At 67.5% G+C, this 14,120-nt stretch carries 16 protein-coding genes; 9 read left to right on the forward strand and 7 right to left on the reverse strand.

Features of this window, described 5'->3' with window-relative positions:
- Positions 1–104 precede the first annotated feature (104 nt).
- Together ACFX4F_RS15140 and ACFX4F_RS15145 are read left to right on the forward strand one after the other, a co-directional pair.
- Complete coding sequence (locus ACFX4F_RS15140; RefSeq protein WP_025873922.1) at positions 105–416, forward strand: metalloregulator ArsR/SmtB family transcription factor; 312 nt, start codon at positions 105–107, stop codon at positions 414–416.
- Between the two features lie 11 nt (positions 417–427).
- A complete protein-coding gene (locus tag ACFX4F_RS15145) occupies positions 428–1,813 on the forward strand; it encodes a DUF2867 domain-containing protein (RefSeq protein ID WP_380656668.1) in 1,386 nt (461 codons plus the stop codon).
- A gap of 42 nt (positions 1,814–1,855) precedes the next feature.
- Here ACFX4F_RS15145 and ACFX4F_RS15150 read toward each other — a convergent pair whose 3' ends face one another.
- The 6 genes from ACFX4F_RS15150 to arsH form a co-directional block, all read right to left on the reverse strand.
- On the reverse strand, positions 1,856–2,287 hold the full coding sequence (locus ACFX4F_RS15150; protein ID WP_380656671.1) for a pyridoxamine 5'-phosphate oxidase family protein: 432 nt from the start codon (positions 2,285–2,287) through the stop codon (positions 1,856–1,858).
- Positions 2,288–2,431: 144 nt separating this feature from the next.
- Positions 2,432–2,932: a GNAT family N-acetyltransferase gene (locus ACFX4F_RS15155; RefSeq protein WP_380656674.1), complete on the reverse strand. Its 501-nt coding sequence runs from the start codon at positions 2,930–2,932 to the stop codon at positions 2,432–2,434.
- Positions 2,933–2,943: 11 nt separating this feature from the next.
- Positions 2,944–3,387: a hypothetical protein gene (locus ACFX4F_RS15160; RefSeq protein WP_380656677.1), complete on the reverse strand. Its 444-nt coding sequence runs from the start codon at positions 3,385–3,387 to the stop codon at positions 2,944–2,946.
- Between the two features lie 72 nt (positions 3,388–3,459).
- Entirely contained in the window at positions 3,460–5,202 is a 1,743-nt protein-coding gene (locus ACFX4F_RS15165; protein ID WP_380656680.1) for a diguanylate cyclase, read from the reverse strand.
- Positions 5,203–5,257: 55 nt separating this feature from the next.
- Positions 5,258–6,283: an AI-2E family transporter gene (locus ACFX4F_RS15170; RefSeq protein ID WP_099819337.1), complete on the reverse strand. Its 1,026-nt coding sequence runs from the start codon at positions 6,281–6,283 to the stop codon at positions 5,258–5,260.
- An 88-nt stretch (positions 6,284–6,371) separates the two neighbouring features.
- A complete protein-coding gene (gene arsH / locus ACFX4F_RS15175; RefSeq protein WP_380656685.1) occupies positions 6,372–7,103 on the reverse strand; it encodes an arsenical resistance protein ArsH in 732 nt (243 codons plus the stop codon).
- Between the two features lie 17 nt (positions 7,104–7,120).
- Here arsH and ACFX4F_RS15180 point away from each other — a divergent pair, with 17 nt between their 5' ends.
- The 4 genes from ACFX4F_RS15180 (at position 7,121) to ACFX4F_RS15195 (ending at position 9,537) form a co-directional block, all read left to right on the forward strand.
- Positions 7,121–7,450: an ArsR/SmtB family transcription factor gene (locus ACFX4F_RS15180; RefSeq protein WP_380656688.1), complete on the forward strand. Its 330-nt coding sequence runs from the start codon at positions 7,121–7,123 to the stop codon at positions 7,448–7,450.
- Positions 7,451–7,465: 15 nt separating this feature from the next.
- Positions 7,466–7,972, forward strand: a complete 507-nt coding sequence (locus ACFX4F_RS15185) for an arsenate reductase ArsC (RefSeq protein ID WP_380656691.1) — start codon at positions 7,466–7,468, stop codon at positions 7,970–7,972.
- A 14-nt stretch (positions 7,973–7,986) separates the two neighbouring features.
- On the forward strand, positions 7,987–9,009 hold the full coding sequence (gene arsB, locus ACFX4F_RS15190; RefSeq protein WP_380656745.1) for an ACR3 family arsenite efflux transporter: 1,023 nt from the start codon (positions 7,987–7,989) through the stop codon (positions 9,007–9,009).
- Between the two features lie 135 nt (positions 9,010–9,144).
- On the forward strand, positions 9,145–9,537 hold the full coding sequence (locus tag ACFX4F_RS15195; protein WP_380656694.1) for a DoxX family protein: 393 nt from the start codon (positions 9,145–9,147) through the stop codon (positions 9,535–9,537).
- Between the two features lie 40 nt (positions 9,538–9,577).
- Here ACFX4F_RS15195 and ACFX4F_RS15200 read toward each other — a convergent pair whose 3' ends face one another.
- A complete protein-coding gene (locus tag ACFX4F_RS15200; RefSeq protein ID WP_380656697.1) occupies positions 9,578–10,585 on the reverse strand; it encodes a LacI family DNA-binding transcriptional regulator in 1,008 nt (335 codons plus the stop codon).
- A gap of 95 nt (positions 10,586–10,680) precedes the next feature.
- Between ACFX4F_RS15200 and ACFX4F_RS15205 the strand changes: the two genes are divergently transcribed.
- The 3 genes from ACFX4F_RS15205 to ACFX4F_RS15215 are packed head-to-tail and all read left to right on the forward strand — an operon-like array spanning position 10,681 to position 14,115.
- Positions 10,681–11,733 carry a sugar phosphate isomerase/epimerase family protein gene (locus ACFX4F_RS15205; RefSeq protein WP_380656700.1) on the forward strand — a complete coding sequence of 351 codons (1,053 nt, stop codon included), beginning with the start codon at positions 10,681–10,683 and terminating at the stop codon, positions 11,731–11,733.
- A 27-nt stretch (positions 11,734–11,760) separates the two neighbouring features.
- Positions 11,761–12,978, forward strand: a complete 1,218-nt coding sequence (locus ACFX4F_RS15210; protein ID WP_180163866.1) for a nucleoside permease — start codon at positions 11,761–11,763, stop codon at positions 12,976–12,978.
- Between the two features lie 12 nt (positions 12,979–12,990).
- Complete coding sequence (locus ACFX4F_RS15215) at positions 12,991–14,115, forward strand: Gfo/Idh/MocA family protein (RefSeq protein WP_380656703.1); 1,125 nt, start codon at positions 12,991–12,993, stop codon at positions 14,113–14,115.
- The last annotated feature ends 5 nt before the right edge of the window (positions 14,116–14,120 follow it).

Below are 14,120 nucleotides of genomic sequence, written 5' to 3' on the forward strand. Positions count from 1 at the left end.
GGGAGGATGGCAAAGCCGGGTGGCAGAACGCAACGGGCACGCCCGCGCTTGACATCACCCAGCCCCAGGGAGAACATCAGTTAACGAATTAGTTAACTGGCCCCATGGACCGCATCTTCGAAGCCTTGGCCTCCACCGCACGCCGGCAGATCCTGGCCTACCTCAGCGCCGGCGAGCTCAGCGCGGGCGAGCTGGCCGAGCGCTTCGATTTCAGCAAGCCGGCACTGTCCAGCCACCTGCGCATCCTGGAAGACGCCGGCCTGATCGAACGCGAGAAGCGCGGCCAGTTCGTGTACTTCCGGCAGGTGCCCGACCGCTTGGCCAACACGCTGTTTTCCTGGGCCGCCGAAGTCTGTCCAGTCGGCGGGCCGCTGAAGCGCGAAGCGCGCGCACGCCGCAAGACACCCGCCCGCTGAGGAGCACTGCGATGCCCGGTTCGACCCGCACCAGCCGTTCGTTCCCGAGTATCCAGCTTCCGGCACAGGATGGCGGTGGCCCGGTGGAAGTCACCCTGATCGCGCAGCTCGGCATCGGTGCCGGCGATGCGCTGGTGAGCGATGCCAGCCAGCGCCAGCGCCACCACCCGGCCTTCATCGATGCGCTGGACGAGCCCTCGGCGCGGCTGGGCGGCATGCACCTGCAGCACGGCGATGCGTCATCGCTGTACAGCTTCGTGGTGGGTGCCGGCGGCCATCCCTTCCATCGCCATGCCGGGCCGCGCATGTTCACCGCCATCGCCGGCAGTGCAGGTGCCGAACTGCGGTTTGCCAGCGCATCCGATCGGCAGCTGGCGGACGATCCCGCGCATTTCCTGCGGTCACTGCGTCGTGTCCGCATCCCGCCCGATTGCCTGTTCACCGTGCGCTTCGGCGGCGGCGCCTGGCACCAGTTCGCCTCGAACAGTCCTGCTCACCCTGCCCTGTTCGCGCTTTCCTGCCACAGCAATGAGCTGGCCGGGGCCATGAGCGAGCAGGCACGCGTACAAGCACAGGCCAACGCCGCAGACATTCCCAGCCTGACCGAGGTGCTGCCTGCTGCGCACTGGCCTACCGCAACCACACTGGCGGCCACGCCGTTGCTGCAGCTGTCACTGCAGGCAGCAGCACCCAGCCTGCGCGCGCGCCTGTGCGTGCAGACACGCACGTTGCTCGGGCCGCTACGCCGCTTCAGCCTGGAGCCACTGCGCGGATTCGTGGAACGGGCAACGCCGGCGTACCCGGTCTGCAGCAGCGCGGCGCCCACGCAGGGGATGCTCGCCAGCGCACTGCCGCACAGTCACTACAACGACACGACCGTGCTGGCGCTGCACGGCGGGCAGATCAGTCACCGCTCCGCCTCCGCCCTCCTCGCCGACGTACTGGATGGTTTCCTGCGCAATCCGCCAGCGGGCGTCGGCCGCTTGATGGCCCTGCGCAATCGTCTGGTCGCGCCGCTGCGTCTGCGCACCTCGCCGCTGGGTTGCCCGGTGTCGTCATTGCTGTCCACCGACCGCAGCCGCGTCTTCGGCGGGCGTTTCCCGGTGCTGGATGCGCAGGTCGATGCGGAAGACCGGTGTGCCGAAGTGTTGCTCGGCGCAGACGACCGCCATCTTCGCTTCCGCAGCAGCGTGCGCGTGCAGTTCCGCGAGGACGGCCAGGTGGAGATCAGCCTGGGCTCGCGCGTGCAGACGCTCAATGCGTTTGGCCGCGTCTACATGGCCATGATCGACAGCGCGCATCGCCATTACGTGGCCCCGGCACTGCTGCGCCGCGCAGTGGAACATGCGCTGGCACCGGAACTGGCCGCGTGGTCCGGCGCGCCTGCACACTCCTGAGCTGGGGCAGCAATGTGCAGGGGCCCTGTGCGGCCCCCGCGATCAGACCACGATCTCGCCTTCGTCCTCGCCATCCCAGTAATGGATGCGGCTGGCGTGTACGTGGATCAGCACCAGACCCGGCGTATTCACGCCCTGTTCGAACCACCGCTCCAGGTCCTTCACCCAATGCTGGGCCATCGTGGCGCGATCGCGGATCAACGCTGCCCTGCCCTGCACGTGCACGAACAGCGGCGGCTTGCCCAGCAGCGACTTGTTGCCGGTCAGGCCCAGCGCCACGTTCGGGTCGGCGCTGATCTCGCGCACCATGTCGGTGTTTTCCATGGTGAAGAACCAGCTGTCGCCGTCGTAGTCCACATCGCCGTTGTTGCTCATCGGGCGGCCAGCGATCTGGCCGCCGGCGTGGGTCTGCAGCATGGTGAAATCGATGCCGGCCATCTTCTTGGCCAGTTCGGGAAGGGTGAGCGTGGTCATGGACAGTTCCTTCAACAGATGGGTGTCCAGCGTCTGCCCAGCGCGGTGACCGAGGCGTGGATGGCTGCTGTCGGTTTCTTCACGCAGTGGCCGCAGCTGGCATGCCTGCGCGCAACGCAGCCGCGCCGCGGTGACCGTCACTCATCAGCGCGGATAGCGGAACACCAGATCGTCCGGATCGCTGCGCACGGCCGCCCCGTCCAGCACCCCACCAAGGCGAACCGCCACGGCCTGCGAAGCGTGGTTGTCCGCTGCCATGTAGCTCACCAGCGTCGGCAATCCGCGCACCACGAATGCCCAATCACGCAGCGCCGCCGCCGCTTCGCTGGCGAACCCCTGCCCTTCCTGCCCGGCGTACAGCAGCCAGCCCAGTTCCTGTTCCGGGAACAGTGGGCCGTGGTTGATGCCCACCTGGCCGATGCACTCGCCCGTGTCGCGGCGCTCGATCATCAAGGCACCGTGACCGAACAGGTGCCAGCTGGCGAGGTCGTGACAGAACTGTCCCCACGCAGCGACCTCACCGAACGGCCCGCCCATGCCGCGCGCCCGCGGCGAGGCCAGGAACGCGGCATACACCGGGAAGTCGTCCAGGCATTGCGCGCGCAGGCGCAGGCGCGGTGTCTCCAGCAATGGGATGTCGATCATGTGTGCGTCGGTCAGTACACGGCCAGGAAGCCGCAGCCGCGGCGCTGCGGTTGGCCTGCAACCGTCACCTGCACGCTGGCCGATGTATCCACGCCTTCGGCGTTGCGGCAGGGCTCGCGCTTGATCTCAACAATGGTCGGCTGCTTGTCCAACTCACCGTTGAGCACCGTCAACGAACTGGGCGCACCGGCCGGTTGGCCGAGGTAGCGCAGCGTGCCTGCGCTGCTGCGGCCAGCAACGGTGAGCGTGGCATCGTGATTGCCCTTGCCGGTGGAGGCGATCTCGATGGACCAGCCTTCGCCACCACCGGTGAAGGCTGGCACCGGGCTGGCATCGGCGGCGATCGAAGGATGACGCGGCGCATCGGCGCCAGCATCGCGTTGCGGTGCGCTGCTGGCGCAGCCAGCGAACAGGCCCGCCACCAGCGTGGCAGTCACAACGGAACGCAGGGTCATGGCGTACTCCTCCGGCAGACGAGCGGCCAGTCTAGGCAGGAACGCGTGCGCTGGCGATGAACAAGGCCTTCCTCAGCGCGGCGCACGCCCACCCGTGGCCACCTGCACACGGTCGCGGCCAAGTGATTTGGCCGCGTACATGGCCGTGTCGGCGGCACGTACCAGCGCATGCCAGCCGATCGGGTCAAGCGTGCCCTGGGCAACACCGAAGCTGGCGGTGACCCGCAGGATGTCGCTGCTGCTCAGCACGATGTCCTTGCCGCGCAGTGCCACCCGCAGCGACTCGGCCAGCTGCCGTCCACTGGCCAGATCACCGTCGGCCAGCAGCACCAGGAATTCCTCGCCGCCGTAGCGGGCGACGCTGTCGTTGCGGCGCAGGTGGCTGCGCAGCAGCTGCGCCACCTGCACCAGCACATCGTCACCGGCCGCATGGCCCTGCCCATCATTGATCGATTTGAAATGATCCACGTCCAGCAGAATCACCACCGCCTGCGTGCTCCCATCGGCATGCCGCTGTCGCACTCGTTCCTCCAGCGAGCGGCGGTTCAACAGGCCGGTCAGCTGATCGGTATCGGCCAGCTCGCGCAGCTCACGGGTCAATGCCGAGCGCTGGTGCGACTTCGCCCGCAGCACCTCGATGGCATCGAACAGGCGCTGCATTTCCGCCATCGGATGAGTGGCGTGCTGCTCCGCACCCGGCGTATCCGAGGCGATCTGGATCACCTGCGCCTGCGCCTGCAGCAACGGCCGCAGGATCTGTACGTGGGCAATTCGCAGCGCCAGCGCAAGCAGCAGCAACGTCCCCAAGGCAGTGGCGGCCAGCACAGCCAGGCGTACTGCCTCCTTGTTGCGGGTGTGCTCGAAGCGCGCGATCGAAACGCGAAGGTAACCATCGCGCAGCGCTTCCAGCGATTGCAGGGTGGGCACGTAGCGCGCGGTGAACTCGGCCGCCGTCCAGGGGGGCGATACGCCGCGCCGACCATCCTCGATCAGCTGTTCCACCATCGGCAGCGACTGGCCGAAGAACTGGCGGCGCGCCATGTCCCAGTGCCAGGACAGCGTCGGCTCGCTGCGGAACACCGACTCGTGGCTGGCGGCCAACCGCCACAGCTCCAGCAGGCGCCCTTCGGTCTGCTGCGCGGCGCGCACCTGTGGCTCCCGCCACGCGCCGGGCACGGCCAGCGGCGCCATCACGTTCGATGCCAAGCGGCCACCGTGTTCGCGCAGATCGATCAGGATCTGCCCCTGCATGGCAGGAATCGCGGCTTCGCGATCGGCGGCGACCAGATCGCTGATCTGCACCGACGTCAGCGCCTGCAGCCGGTCGTACACCGCGAACATGCTGTTGATCGCGTGCTCCACCTCCTCTGCCGAGCGCTCACCTCTGGGCAACGCGGCAACCCGGTCCACCGCAGCGCGCGCGGTCTGCAGCCGCCGCCGCGCTTCATGCAGGCGCGGTGTTTCGTCCACCACCCGCAGATCGGTCTGGAACACACTCTGCAGGTGCTGCGTCGCTGCGTCCACCCGCTGCCGGGCGACCGCCAGCTGTGCGGCCAGCCGGCGCTGCTCCTGCGCATCTGCGCTGTCGGCGCCGAGCAGGCTGTTGGCCGGTCCACGCTCGGCCGACACCAGATTGGCCAGCTCGAAGGTCAGCCGCAGCTGCTGCAGGCTGACCAGGTTGGCCTCGGCTTCGGTGTAGCGCTGCGTGCCCTGCACCAGCGCAATGGCCATCAGCGGCAGCGTGCACAGCACGAACAGGCCAGCGAGGATCCAGAGCCAGGTCTGCAGTCCGTTTGGCGATGCCCTGCGGCCCATCGATGTACCCCCTGGCGTGCGGATCAGTGTAGCGCCGCACCCGCGTGAAGGTGGATCAGATCCAGCGCTGGTCCACCAGTTCGCGCTTCACGTAGGCGTAGAACACCGGCGCAGCCACCAGCCCGGGCAGGCCGAACGCCGCTTCCATCACCAGCATGGCCAGCAGCAGTTCCCAGGCGCGCGCCTGGATCTCGCCGCCGACGATGCGCGCGTTGAGGAAGTACTCCAGCTTGTGGATCACCACCAGGTACAGCAGCGCAGCCACGGCCACATAGAACGACACCGACAGCGCGACAATGGCGATGATGGTGTTGGAGATGATGTTGCCCACCACCGGCAGCAGGCCTGCCAGGAAAGTGATCAGCACCAGCGTCTTCGACAGCGGCAGGTGCACGCCGAACAGCGGCAGCACGCCCAGCAGGAAGATGGCGGTGAACACGGTGTTGAGTAGCGAGATCTTCACCTGCGCGAACACCACCTGGCGGAACGCGGTGGCCAGGCGGCTGGTGCGGCCGATCAGTTCCTGCGCCAACGGGCCCATCTTCGGCAGCGGCAGTTCGTCGTACAGCGCGATCATCGCGCCCAGCACCATGCCGATCAGCACGCGCACCCCCACCTGCACCACTGACGTGCCGGCCACGCCCAGCTGGCGCTGGTGTTCGGCGGCCCAGTCGTTGACGGCCGCACGCAGCGCCGTCAGGTCTTCAGGGATGTAGGGCTGCAGCAGCGCCGGCACCTGGTGCCGGGAGGTGTTGAGGATGTCCATCAACCGCGCCAGCAGCACGTCAGGGCCACCAGTCTCGTTGCGGAAGAACGCCGCCACGCCGATACCGGCCAGCACCAGCACGCCGATGATCACCGCCGACAGCACGATCACTGCGATCGCCCTCGCCCGCCCGGGACGCAGCTTGCCTTCCACGGTGGAGGCCAGCACATGGGTCAGCTGGAACACCAGCAGGCCCGACAGCAGGGTCACCACCAGGCCAAGCTTCAGTGCCAGCCACATGCCCAGCAGCATCATCAGCCAGGCGGCGATGCGTGCGGCGGGAGGCTTGGGCAGGGTCGGGATGACGAGCGACATCGGGGCACATCCTGGAGGGGTGGCCCATGGTAGTGGATTGAGGTGATGCGCCTGCGCACGCGCGCGTCCTTGCGGCCGCCGCCTGCCGTCAACGTGCGACCACCGCCCCTGCCGAACGTGCCAGTGCGGCCGCCTGCTGATCACCCTTGCGCTCGCTGTAGCGATCCACCAGGTAGTCCGAACGATCGCGCGTGAGCAGGGTGAACTTGACCAGTTCCTCCATCACATCCACCACCCGGTCGTAGTACGCCGAGGGTTTCATCCGCCCGTTCTCGTCGAACTCCTGCCATGCCTTGGCCACCGACGACTGGTTGGGGATGGTCAGCATGCGCATCCACCGCCCCAGCACGCGCAGCGTGTTGACCGTGTTGAACGACTGCGAACCGCCACTGACCTGCATCACCGCCAGCGTCCTGCCCTGCGTCGGGCGCACGCTACCATCTTCCAGCGGCAACCAGTCGATCTGGTTCTTGAACACGCCGGTGACCGTGCCATGGCGCTCCGGGCTGATCCAGACCTGGCCTTCGGACCATTGCGACCACGCGCGCAGGCGCTGCACTTCAGGGTGATCGGCGCCGACGCTGTCGAGCATGGGCAACGCATGCGGATCGAACACCCGGGTCTCGCAGCCGAGGTGGCGCAGCAGGTGTTCGGCCTCCAGCGCCAGCTTGCGGCTGAACGACTGCGGGCGCAGCGAGCCATACAGCAGCAGGATCCTGGGCGGGTGCGTGCGGCCGGCGCCCAGCAGGGCCGGGTCGGGCTGGGGAAGCGAGGCTTCGGCCAGATGCGGGAGGGCGGGACTTGCGACGGATTCATTCATTCGACTATTCTAGAAACATGGAAACGAAGAATGCAATCGCCGCCCTCACCGCCCTTGGCCATGCCACCCGCCTGGCCGCCTTCCGGTTGCTGGTGGAGGCCGGCCCGGCTGGCCGCATGGCCGGCGACATCGGCAGCGCCCTGCAGGTGCCGCCGGCCACGCTCAGCTTCCACCTGAAGGAGCTGCTGCAGGCCGGGCTGGTCGAGAGCGAGAGCCAGGGCCGCAACGTCTGCTACCGCGCCAACTTCAGCGCCATGACCGGCCTGATCGAGTACCTCACCCACAACTGCTGCGCAGGCTCGCCCGATCCGGCCTGCAGCCCGACGTCCCCTGATTGCGCCTGCTGACCGGAGATCCGCTTCGTGACCACCCAACGCGTCCTGTTCCTGTGCACGGGCAATTCCGCCCGCAGTGTTCTTGCCGAAGCCACGCTGCGGGCGTGGGCCGGCCACCGCTTCGAGGTGTTCAGCGCCGGCAGCCAGCCGGCCGGCGCGGTCAATCCATTCGCCCTTGCCCAGCTGCAGGCCGAGGGCATCCCTACCGCAGGCCTGCGCAGCAAATCGTGGGACGAGTTCGCCGATGCCGCGCCGATGGACCTGGTGATCACGGTCTGCGATGCCGCAGCGGCCGAGGCGTGCCCGGTGGTGTTCGGCGACTTCGTGCGTGCGCACTGGGGCTTGCCCGATCCGGCCGCCGTCGAGGGCAGCGCGGATGACAAGGCGGCCGCGTTCGCGCAGGCACATGCCATCGTCAAGGCACGGTTGCTGGCCCTGCTGGCATTGCCCGCTGCCACCTGGTCCGACCACGGGCAGTTGAAAGACGCGCTGGATCGCATCGGTTTCGTGCAACCCGAGGACGGCCAGGCGTGAGCGCGCCGGCACCGATGGGGTTGTTCGAGCGCTACCTGACGCTGTGGGTGACGCTGTGCATCGTCGCAGGCACCCTGCTTGGCCACGCGCTGCCGCAGCCATTTGCTGCGCTGGCGTCGGCGGAGGTGGCGAAGGTCAACCTGCCCATCGCCGTGCTGATCTGGCTGATGATCATCCCGATGCTGCTGCGGGTCGATTTCAGTGCGATGCGCCAGCTCGGCCAGCACTGGAAAGGCATCGGCGTGACGTTGTTCATCAACTGGGCGGTCAAGCCGTTCTCGATGGCACTGCTGGGCTGGTTGTTCCTGCGCCACGTGTTTGCCGATGCGCTGCCCGCCGCACAGGTCGACAACTACATCGCCGGGCTGATCCTGCTGGCAGCGGCGCCCTGCACCGCCATGGTGTTCGTGTGGAGCAACCTGTGCCGCGGCGATGCCAATTTCACCCTCAGCCAGGTGGCGTTGAACGACGCCATCATGGTGGTGGCCTATGCACCGGTGGTGGCACTGCTGCTGGGCCTGTCGGCGATCAGCGTGCCGTGGGACACGCTGCTGCTGTCGGTGTCGCTGTACATCATCGCGCCGGTGCTGGTGGCCGCACTGCTGCGGCGCTGGCTGCTGGCCCGTAGGGGGCAGGCCGGCCTGCAGTCCGCACTGCGAACGCTGGGGCCGGTTTCGCTACTGGCGCTGCTGCTGACGCTGGTGCTGCTGTTCGGCTTCCAGGGCGAGCAGATCGTGCGGCAGCCACTGGTCATCGCCATCCTGGCGGTACCGATCCTGATCCAGGTCTACTTCAACTCGGGGCTGGCCTACCTGCTGAACCGCCGCCTGGGGGTCGCGCACTGCGTGGCCGGACCCTCGGCGCTGATCGGCGCCAGCAACTTCTTCGAACTGGCCGTGGCCACCGCCGTGGGCCTGTTCGGCGTGCATTCCGGTGCGGCACTGGCGACGGTGGTCGGCGTGCTGATCGAAGTGCCGGTGATGCTGTCGGTGGTGCGCATCGTCAATGCGTCGCGCGGGTGGTATGAGCGACGCTGAGGCAGGGACGCACCGTACGCCTGTCCGCAGGCTTCCAGCACAGCAGGCCTCAACACCGACTTCACCCGTGATGGGCTTCGATGCCCACACAGGTTCTCGACCGCCATCCACGCTGCCCACCCTGAGGACGTTGCCGTGAACACATCGCTTCACTCCCTTGCGAAGCTGGCCGCCCGCGTGTTGCTGATGCTGCTGTTCCTGGTATCGGGCCTGGGCAAGCTGTCCGACCCGGCGGCAACACAGGGCTACATGACGGCGATGGGTCTTCCCGGCATGCTGCTGTGGCCCACCATCCTGTTCGAGATCGGCACGGCACTGTGCATCCTGTTCGGCTTCCAGACCCGGGCAGTGGCCGCGGTGCTGGCCGCCTTCAGCCTGGTCACGGCCTTCATCTTCCACCACCAGCTGGCAGACCAGGTGCAGCAGATCATGTTCCTGAAGAATCTGGCCATCGCCGGCGGTTTCCTGCTGCTGGCGTGCAGCGGGCCAGGGCGCTACAGCGTGGACGCGAAGCGCGGCAAGCCCTGAGGCAGCGAAGGCGCGGCATCATGTCGCGCCGCCATTGCCCTCACCCTTTCTTCGGCGATGCCGTCGAGCCCCGCACCATCAGGCTGAACTCCAGCGTCTGCTGACGCGGCACGTCCGCCTGTTCGATGATGGCGAGCAGCAGGTTGACCGCGCGCTCGCCGATCTCCCGCATCGGCTGCCTGATGGTCGTCAACGGAGGCGTCAGGTAACGCGATGACGCCAGGTCATCGAAGCCAACGATGGACAGGTCATCGGGCACGCGGACGCCCAGATCCCGGCAGGCTGCCAGGGTGCCCAGCGCCATCTGGTCGCTGAAGCAGAAGATCGCGGTGGGCGCCGGCGCGACGGCCAACAGTGCCATCGCGGCCGCATGACCGGACTCCACGGAAAAGTCACCCGGCACGACGCTGAGGTGGCGCAGACGGCCACGCGCCCTGCCGGCGGCGCGAACCCCTTCCAGCCGTTGCGTGTGCAGCGGATTGTCGGGCGGCCCGCCTACCACGGCGATTCGCTCATGCCCCAGGCCGTACAGGTGTTCCATCACCGCGCGCGCGGCGGCGGCGTTGTCGATGTGGACGCTGGGAATGCCCAGCGCGGGGTCGAACTCACAGCCGTTGACCACCGGCGCGGTGACACCCCGTTGCTCGACAATATCGCGCGCCGTCGGCGGCAGGCGATGCCCCAGCACGATCAGGCCATCGGCCTCGTTGCGCCGGAGCATCTGCGCGTAACGCTCCTCGCGCTCGGGCAGGTTCTGGGTATCGCCCAACAAGACGGCGTAGCCGACGGCCTGCGCCGCGTCCTCCGCGCCCTGCAGAATCTGGGCGAAGAACGGGTTGGCAATGTCCGGCACAGTGACCAGGATCTTGCCGCTGCGCTGGGTCTTGAGCGTCCTCGCCACCGTGTTGGGAACATAGCCCAGCGCCGCGGCCGCCTGTTCGATGCGCGTACGCGTAGCCGGCAGGACTTTGTCCGGCCGGGAAAGTGCGCGCGACACCGTGCCGGCAGAGACGCCGACGTGCTTTGCGATGTCGTAGATGGTGGCCATGGCGTTAGTTCTCCTGTCCGCTGTGCAGTGCACAACAGGTCCTGCGTGAGCCCCTGCTAGGATAATGCAATCGATTGCATCGAGGGCGAATCACGTTGAAGACGCTCAAGGGTCCAGCGCTGTTCCTGGCGCAGTTCATCGGCGACACAGCTCCTTTTGATCGGCTGGACACGCTGGCCGGGTGGGCCGCGGGCCTGGGCTATTCTGGCCTACAAGTGCCGACCAGCGCGCCCCACCTGTTCGATCTGGCCGAGGCGGCGCGCAGCCAGGCGTACTGCGACGACATCGCCGGCATGCTGGCCCGGCATGGCGTGCAGATCACCGAGCTGTCCACCCACCTGCAGGGGCAGCTGGTCGCCGTCCATCCCGCCTATGACGCGCTGTTTGACGGATTCGCGCCACCGGACAAACGCGGTGATCCTGTCGCCCGCCAGGCCTGGGCGGTGCAGCAGCTGCTGCTGGCCGCCAAGGCCAGCCAGCGCCTGGGCCTGACCGCGCATGCCACGTTCTCCGGTGCGCTGGCCTGGCCCTACTTCTACCCCTGGCCGCAACGCCCGCCTGGTCTTGTGGAAGAAGCCTTCGCCGAACTTGGCCGCCGCTGGCGCCCCATCCTGGATGCGTTCGACGCGTGCGGCGTGGACCTGTGCTTCGAGATCCACCCGGGCGAGGACCTGCATGACGGCGCGACCTTCGAGCGCTTCCTCGACGTGGTGGACCACCATCCCCGCGCGAAGATCCTGTACGACCCCAGCCATCTGCTGCTGCAGCAGATGGACTACCTCGGCTTCATCGACCGCTACCACGACCGCATCGGCATCTTCCACGTCAAGGACGCCGAGTACCACGCCAGTGCCAGCAGTGGCGTGTATGGCGGCTACCAGGACTGGATCGATCGTCCCGGCCGATTCCGCTCGCTCGGCGATGGCCAGATCGACTTCAAGGCGATCTTCTCGAAGTTCGCGCAGTACGACTTTCCCGGCTGGGCAGTGCTGGAGTGGGAGTGCTGCCTGAAGCACCCGGAAGACGGCGCGCGCGAGGGTGCTCCCTTCATCCGCGACCACATCATCCGCGTGACCGAGCGCGCCTTTGATGATTTCGCCGACAGCGGCACGGACCCGCAATCACTGCACCGCATGCTGGGAATCTGAGCCATTACCGCCCCGGGAGGGCAAGCCATGACGCACGCGATGTCGCGCTTGGGCGCGATGATGTTTCTGCAGTTCTTCATCTGGGGCGCGTGGTTCGTGACCCTCGGTACCTATTTGGTGCAGGGCCCGTTGCAGGCCAGCGCAAGCCAGGTGGCGACGGCCTTCCTCAGCCAATCGATCGGCGCCATCGTGGCCCCCTTCCTGGTCGGCCTGATCGCTGATCGCTACTTCGCGGCGCAGCGCATCCTCGCGGTACTTCACCTGGCCGGCGCGGCGCTGATGTGGCTGGCGTCCACGGCGACGGACTTCAACACGTTCTTCGGCTGCGTGATGGGCTACATGCTGCTGTTCATGCCGACGCTGGCATTGGCCAACAGCGTAGCGATGCGGCACATGCAGTCGCCCGAGAAGCAATTCCCCCCGGTGCGCGTGGCCGGCAGCATCGGCTGGATCGTGGCCGGCGTGCTGATCGGCTGGCTGGGCTGGGAGCAGGCGCATCGGCTCGAACTGACCTTCCGGATGGCGGCGATGGCGTCGCTGGCCCTCGGTCTGTACGCGTTCACCCTGCCGCACACACCGCCGCTGGCGCAGCAGCGCGATGCTGGGCTGGGGCAGATCCTGGGCCTGGATTCGCTGCGGCTGTTGAAATCGCGCTCGTATCTGGTGTTCTTCCTGGCCTCCATCGCCATCTGCATTCCGCTGTCGTTCTACTACAACTTCACCAACCCCTATCTCAATGATCTGGGCGTGCGCGGCGCGGCCGGCCTGCAATCCCTGGGGCAGGTCTCCGAAGTGCTGCTGATGCTGGCCATGCCGTTCCTGTTCGTGCGGCTGGGGGTGAAGACGATGCTGGCGGTCGGCATGGCCGCATGGGTAGTGCGTTACGCCATGTTCGCCTTTGGCGATGCGGGTGGCGGCTTCTCGCTGCTGGTGATCGGCATCGTGCTGCACGGCATCTGCTACGACTTCTTCTTCGTCACCGGCCAGATCTACACCGATGCACATGCCGGCCCCGCCGCGCGCAGCAGCGCGCAGGGCTTCATCACCCTGGCCACGTACGGCGTGGGCATGTTGATCGGCACGTTCCTGTCCGGCGCGGTGGTGGAGCACTACACCACCGCGGCGGGCCCGGACTGGCAACGGATCTGGCTGTTCCCCGCAGGCGTCGCGCTGGTCGTGCTGATCGCCTTCCTGTTGCTGTTCCGCGACCGGCCGGTGGTCGCGGCCGCGCCTTCCACTCGCTGAGGATCTCGACCGATGCCCACACCTGGAATCGCCATCGTCGGCACGGGCATGATCGCTGCCGTGCATCGCCGCGCGGCGCTGTTGGCCGGCGCCGATATCCGTGGCGTGGCCGCCTCCTCCCCGCAACGCGCGCTTGAGGTGGCGCAGTCGTGGGGTGTTCCGCGTGCCTATCGGGACATCGAGGAAGTAATCGCCGATCCACAGGTCCAGGTCGTGCACATCTGCACGCCCAACCACCTGCACCGCTCCATGGCCGAGGCCGCGCTGGAAGCCGGCAAGCACGTGGTCTGCGAGAAGCCGCTGGCGACCACGCTGGAGGATGCGCAGGCGCTGGCGGCGCTGGCTGCCTCGACCGGACTGATCGCCACGGTGCCCTTCGTCTACCGCTATCACCCTGTGGTCCGCGAGGCGCGTGCACGCATCGCGCAGGGCGAACTGGGACCGCTGCACCTGATCCATGGCAGCTACCTGCAGGACTGGCTGCTGGACCCGGCCAGCAACAACTGGCGCGTGGACCCGGCACTGGGCGGAACATCGCGCGTGTTTGCCGACATCGGCTCGCACTGGTGCGACCTGGTGGAATGGGTCAGCGGCGAGCGTTTCACCGAGGTCAGCGCGGCGTTCGACACGGTGATCGCACAACGCAGCACCGACACCGGGCAGAGCTTCACCACAGCGGTGGCCGGCGGCGCGATGCAGGCGGTGGCGAGTGAGGACGTGGCGGCGGCCATGTTCCGGACCGGTGCCGGCACGCTCGCGTCGTTGACGGTCAGCCAGGTCTCGGCGGGGCGTCACAACCGCCTCTGGTTCGAGATCGATGGCGCCAGGGCCAGCCTGGCGTTCAACCAGGAAGACGCCGAGCGCCTGTGGATCGGCCTGCCCGAGCAGCGCGAGGAAGTCTTCGTGCGTGGTCCCGGGGCCGGCAGTGCCGAACAGCGCCGGTTGTCGCTGTTGCCGGCCGGGCACGCGCAGGGCTACGGCCATTGTTTCGAAGCATTTGTTGCTGATACCTATCGCGCCATCGAAGGCGAGCGGCCTGAGGGCCTGCCCACCTTCGAAGACGGCGTTCGCTCGGCGCAGATTGTCGATCGTGTCATTGCATCGGCCAGGACGCGCGCCTGGACCGCCATCGGTTGAATCCC

The sequence above is a fragment of the Stenotrophomonas sp. YIM B13575 genome (genome assembly GCF_042787595.1).
GTDB classification, from domain to species: Bacteria; Pseudomonadota; Gammaproteobacteria; order Xanthomonadales; family Xanthomonadaceae; genus Stenotrophomonas; species Stenotrophomonas lactitubi_B.

Excerpts from the sequence above, each read along its gene's own strand:
- ACFX4F_RS15145 (WP_380656668.1), top strand. The coding sequence starts at position 428 with ATGCCCGGTTCGACCCGCACCAGCCGTTCGTTCCCGAGTATCCAGCTT.
- ACFX4F_RS15200 (WP_380656697.1), bottom strand. The coding sequence starts at position 10,585 with ATGGCCACCATCTACGACATCGCAAAGCACGTCGGCGTCTCTGCCGGC.
- arsH (WP_380656685.1), bottom strand. The coding sequence starts at position 7,103 with ATGAATGAATCCGTCGCAAGTCCCGCCCTCCCGCATCTGGCCGAAGCC.
- ACFX4F_RS15160 (WP_380656677.1), bottom strand. The coding sequence starts at position 3,387 with ATGACCCTGCGTTCCGTTGTGACTGCCACGCTGGTGGCGGGCCTGTTC.
- ACFX4F_RS15155 (WP_380656674.1), bottom strand. The coding sequence starts at position 2,932 with ATGATCGACATCCCATTGCTGGAGACACCGCGCCTGCGCCTGCGCGCG.
- ACFX4F_RS15180 (WP_380656688.1), top strand. The coding sequence starts at position 7,121 with ATGGAAACGAAGAATGCAATCGCCGCCCTCACCGCCCTTGGCCATGCC.
- ACFX4F_RS15170 (WP_099819337.1), bottom strand. The coding sequence starts at position 6,283 with ATGTCGCTCGTCATCCCGACCCTGCCCAAGCCTCCCGCCGCACGCATC.
- ACFX4F_RS15215 (WP_380656703.1), top strand. The coding sequence starts at position 12,991 with ATGCCCACACCTGGAATCGCCATCGTCGGCACGGGCATGATCGCTGCC.
- ACFX4F_RS15165 (WP_380656680.1), bottom strand. The coding sequence starts at position 5,202 with ATGGGCCGCAGGGCATCGCCAAACGGACTGCAGACCTGGCTCTGGATC.
- ACFX4F_RS15140 (WP_025873922.1), top strand. The coding sequence starts at position 105 with ATGGACCGCATCTTCGAAGCCTTGGCCTCCACCGCACGCCGGCAGATC.
- arsB (WP_380656745.1), top strand. The coding sequence starts at position 7,987 with ATGGGGTTGTTCGAGCGCTACCTGACGCTGTGGGTGACGCTGTGCATC.
- ACFX4F_RS15150 (WP_380656671.1), bottom strand. The coding sequence starts at position 2,287 with ATGACCACGCTCACCCTTCCCGAACTGGCCAAGAAGATGGCCGGCATC.
- ACFX4F_RS15210 (WP_180163866.1), top strand. The coding sequence starts at position 11,761 with ATGACGCACGCGATGTCGCGCTTGGGCGCGATGATGTTTCTGCAGTTC.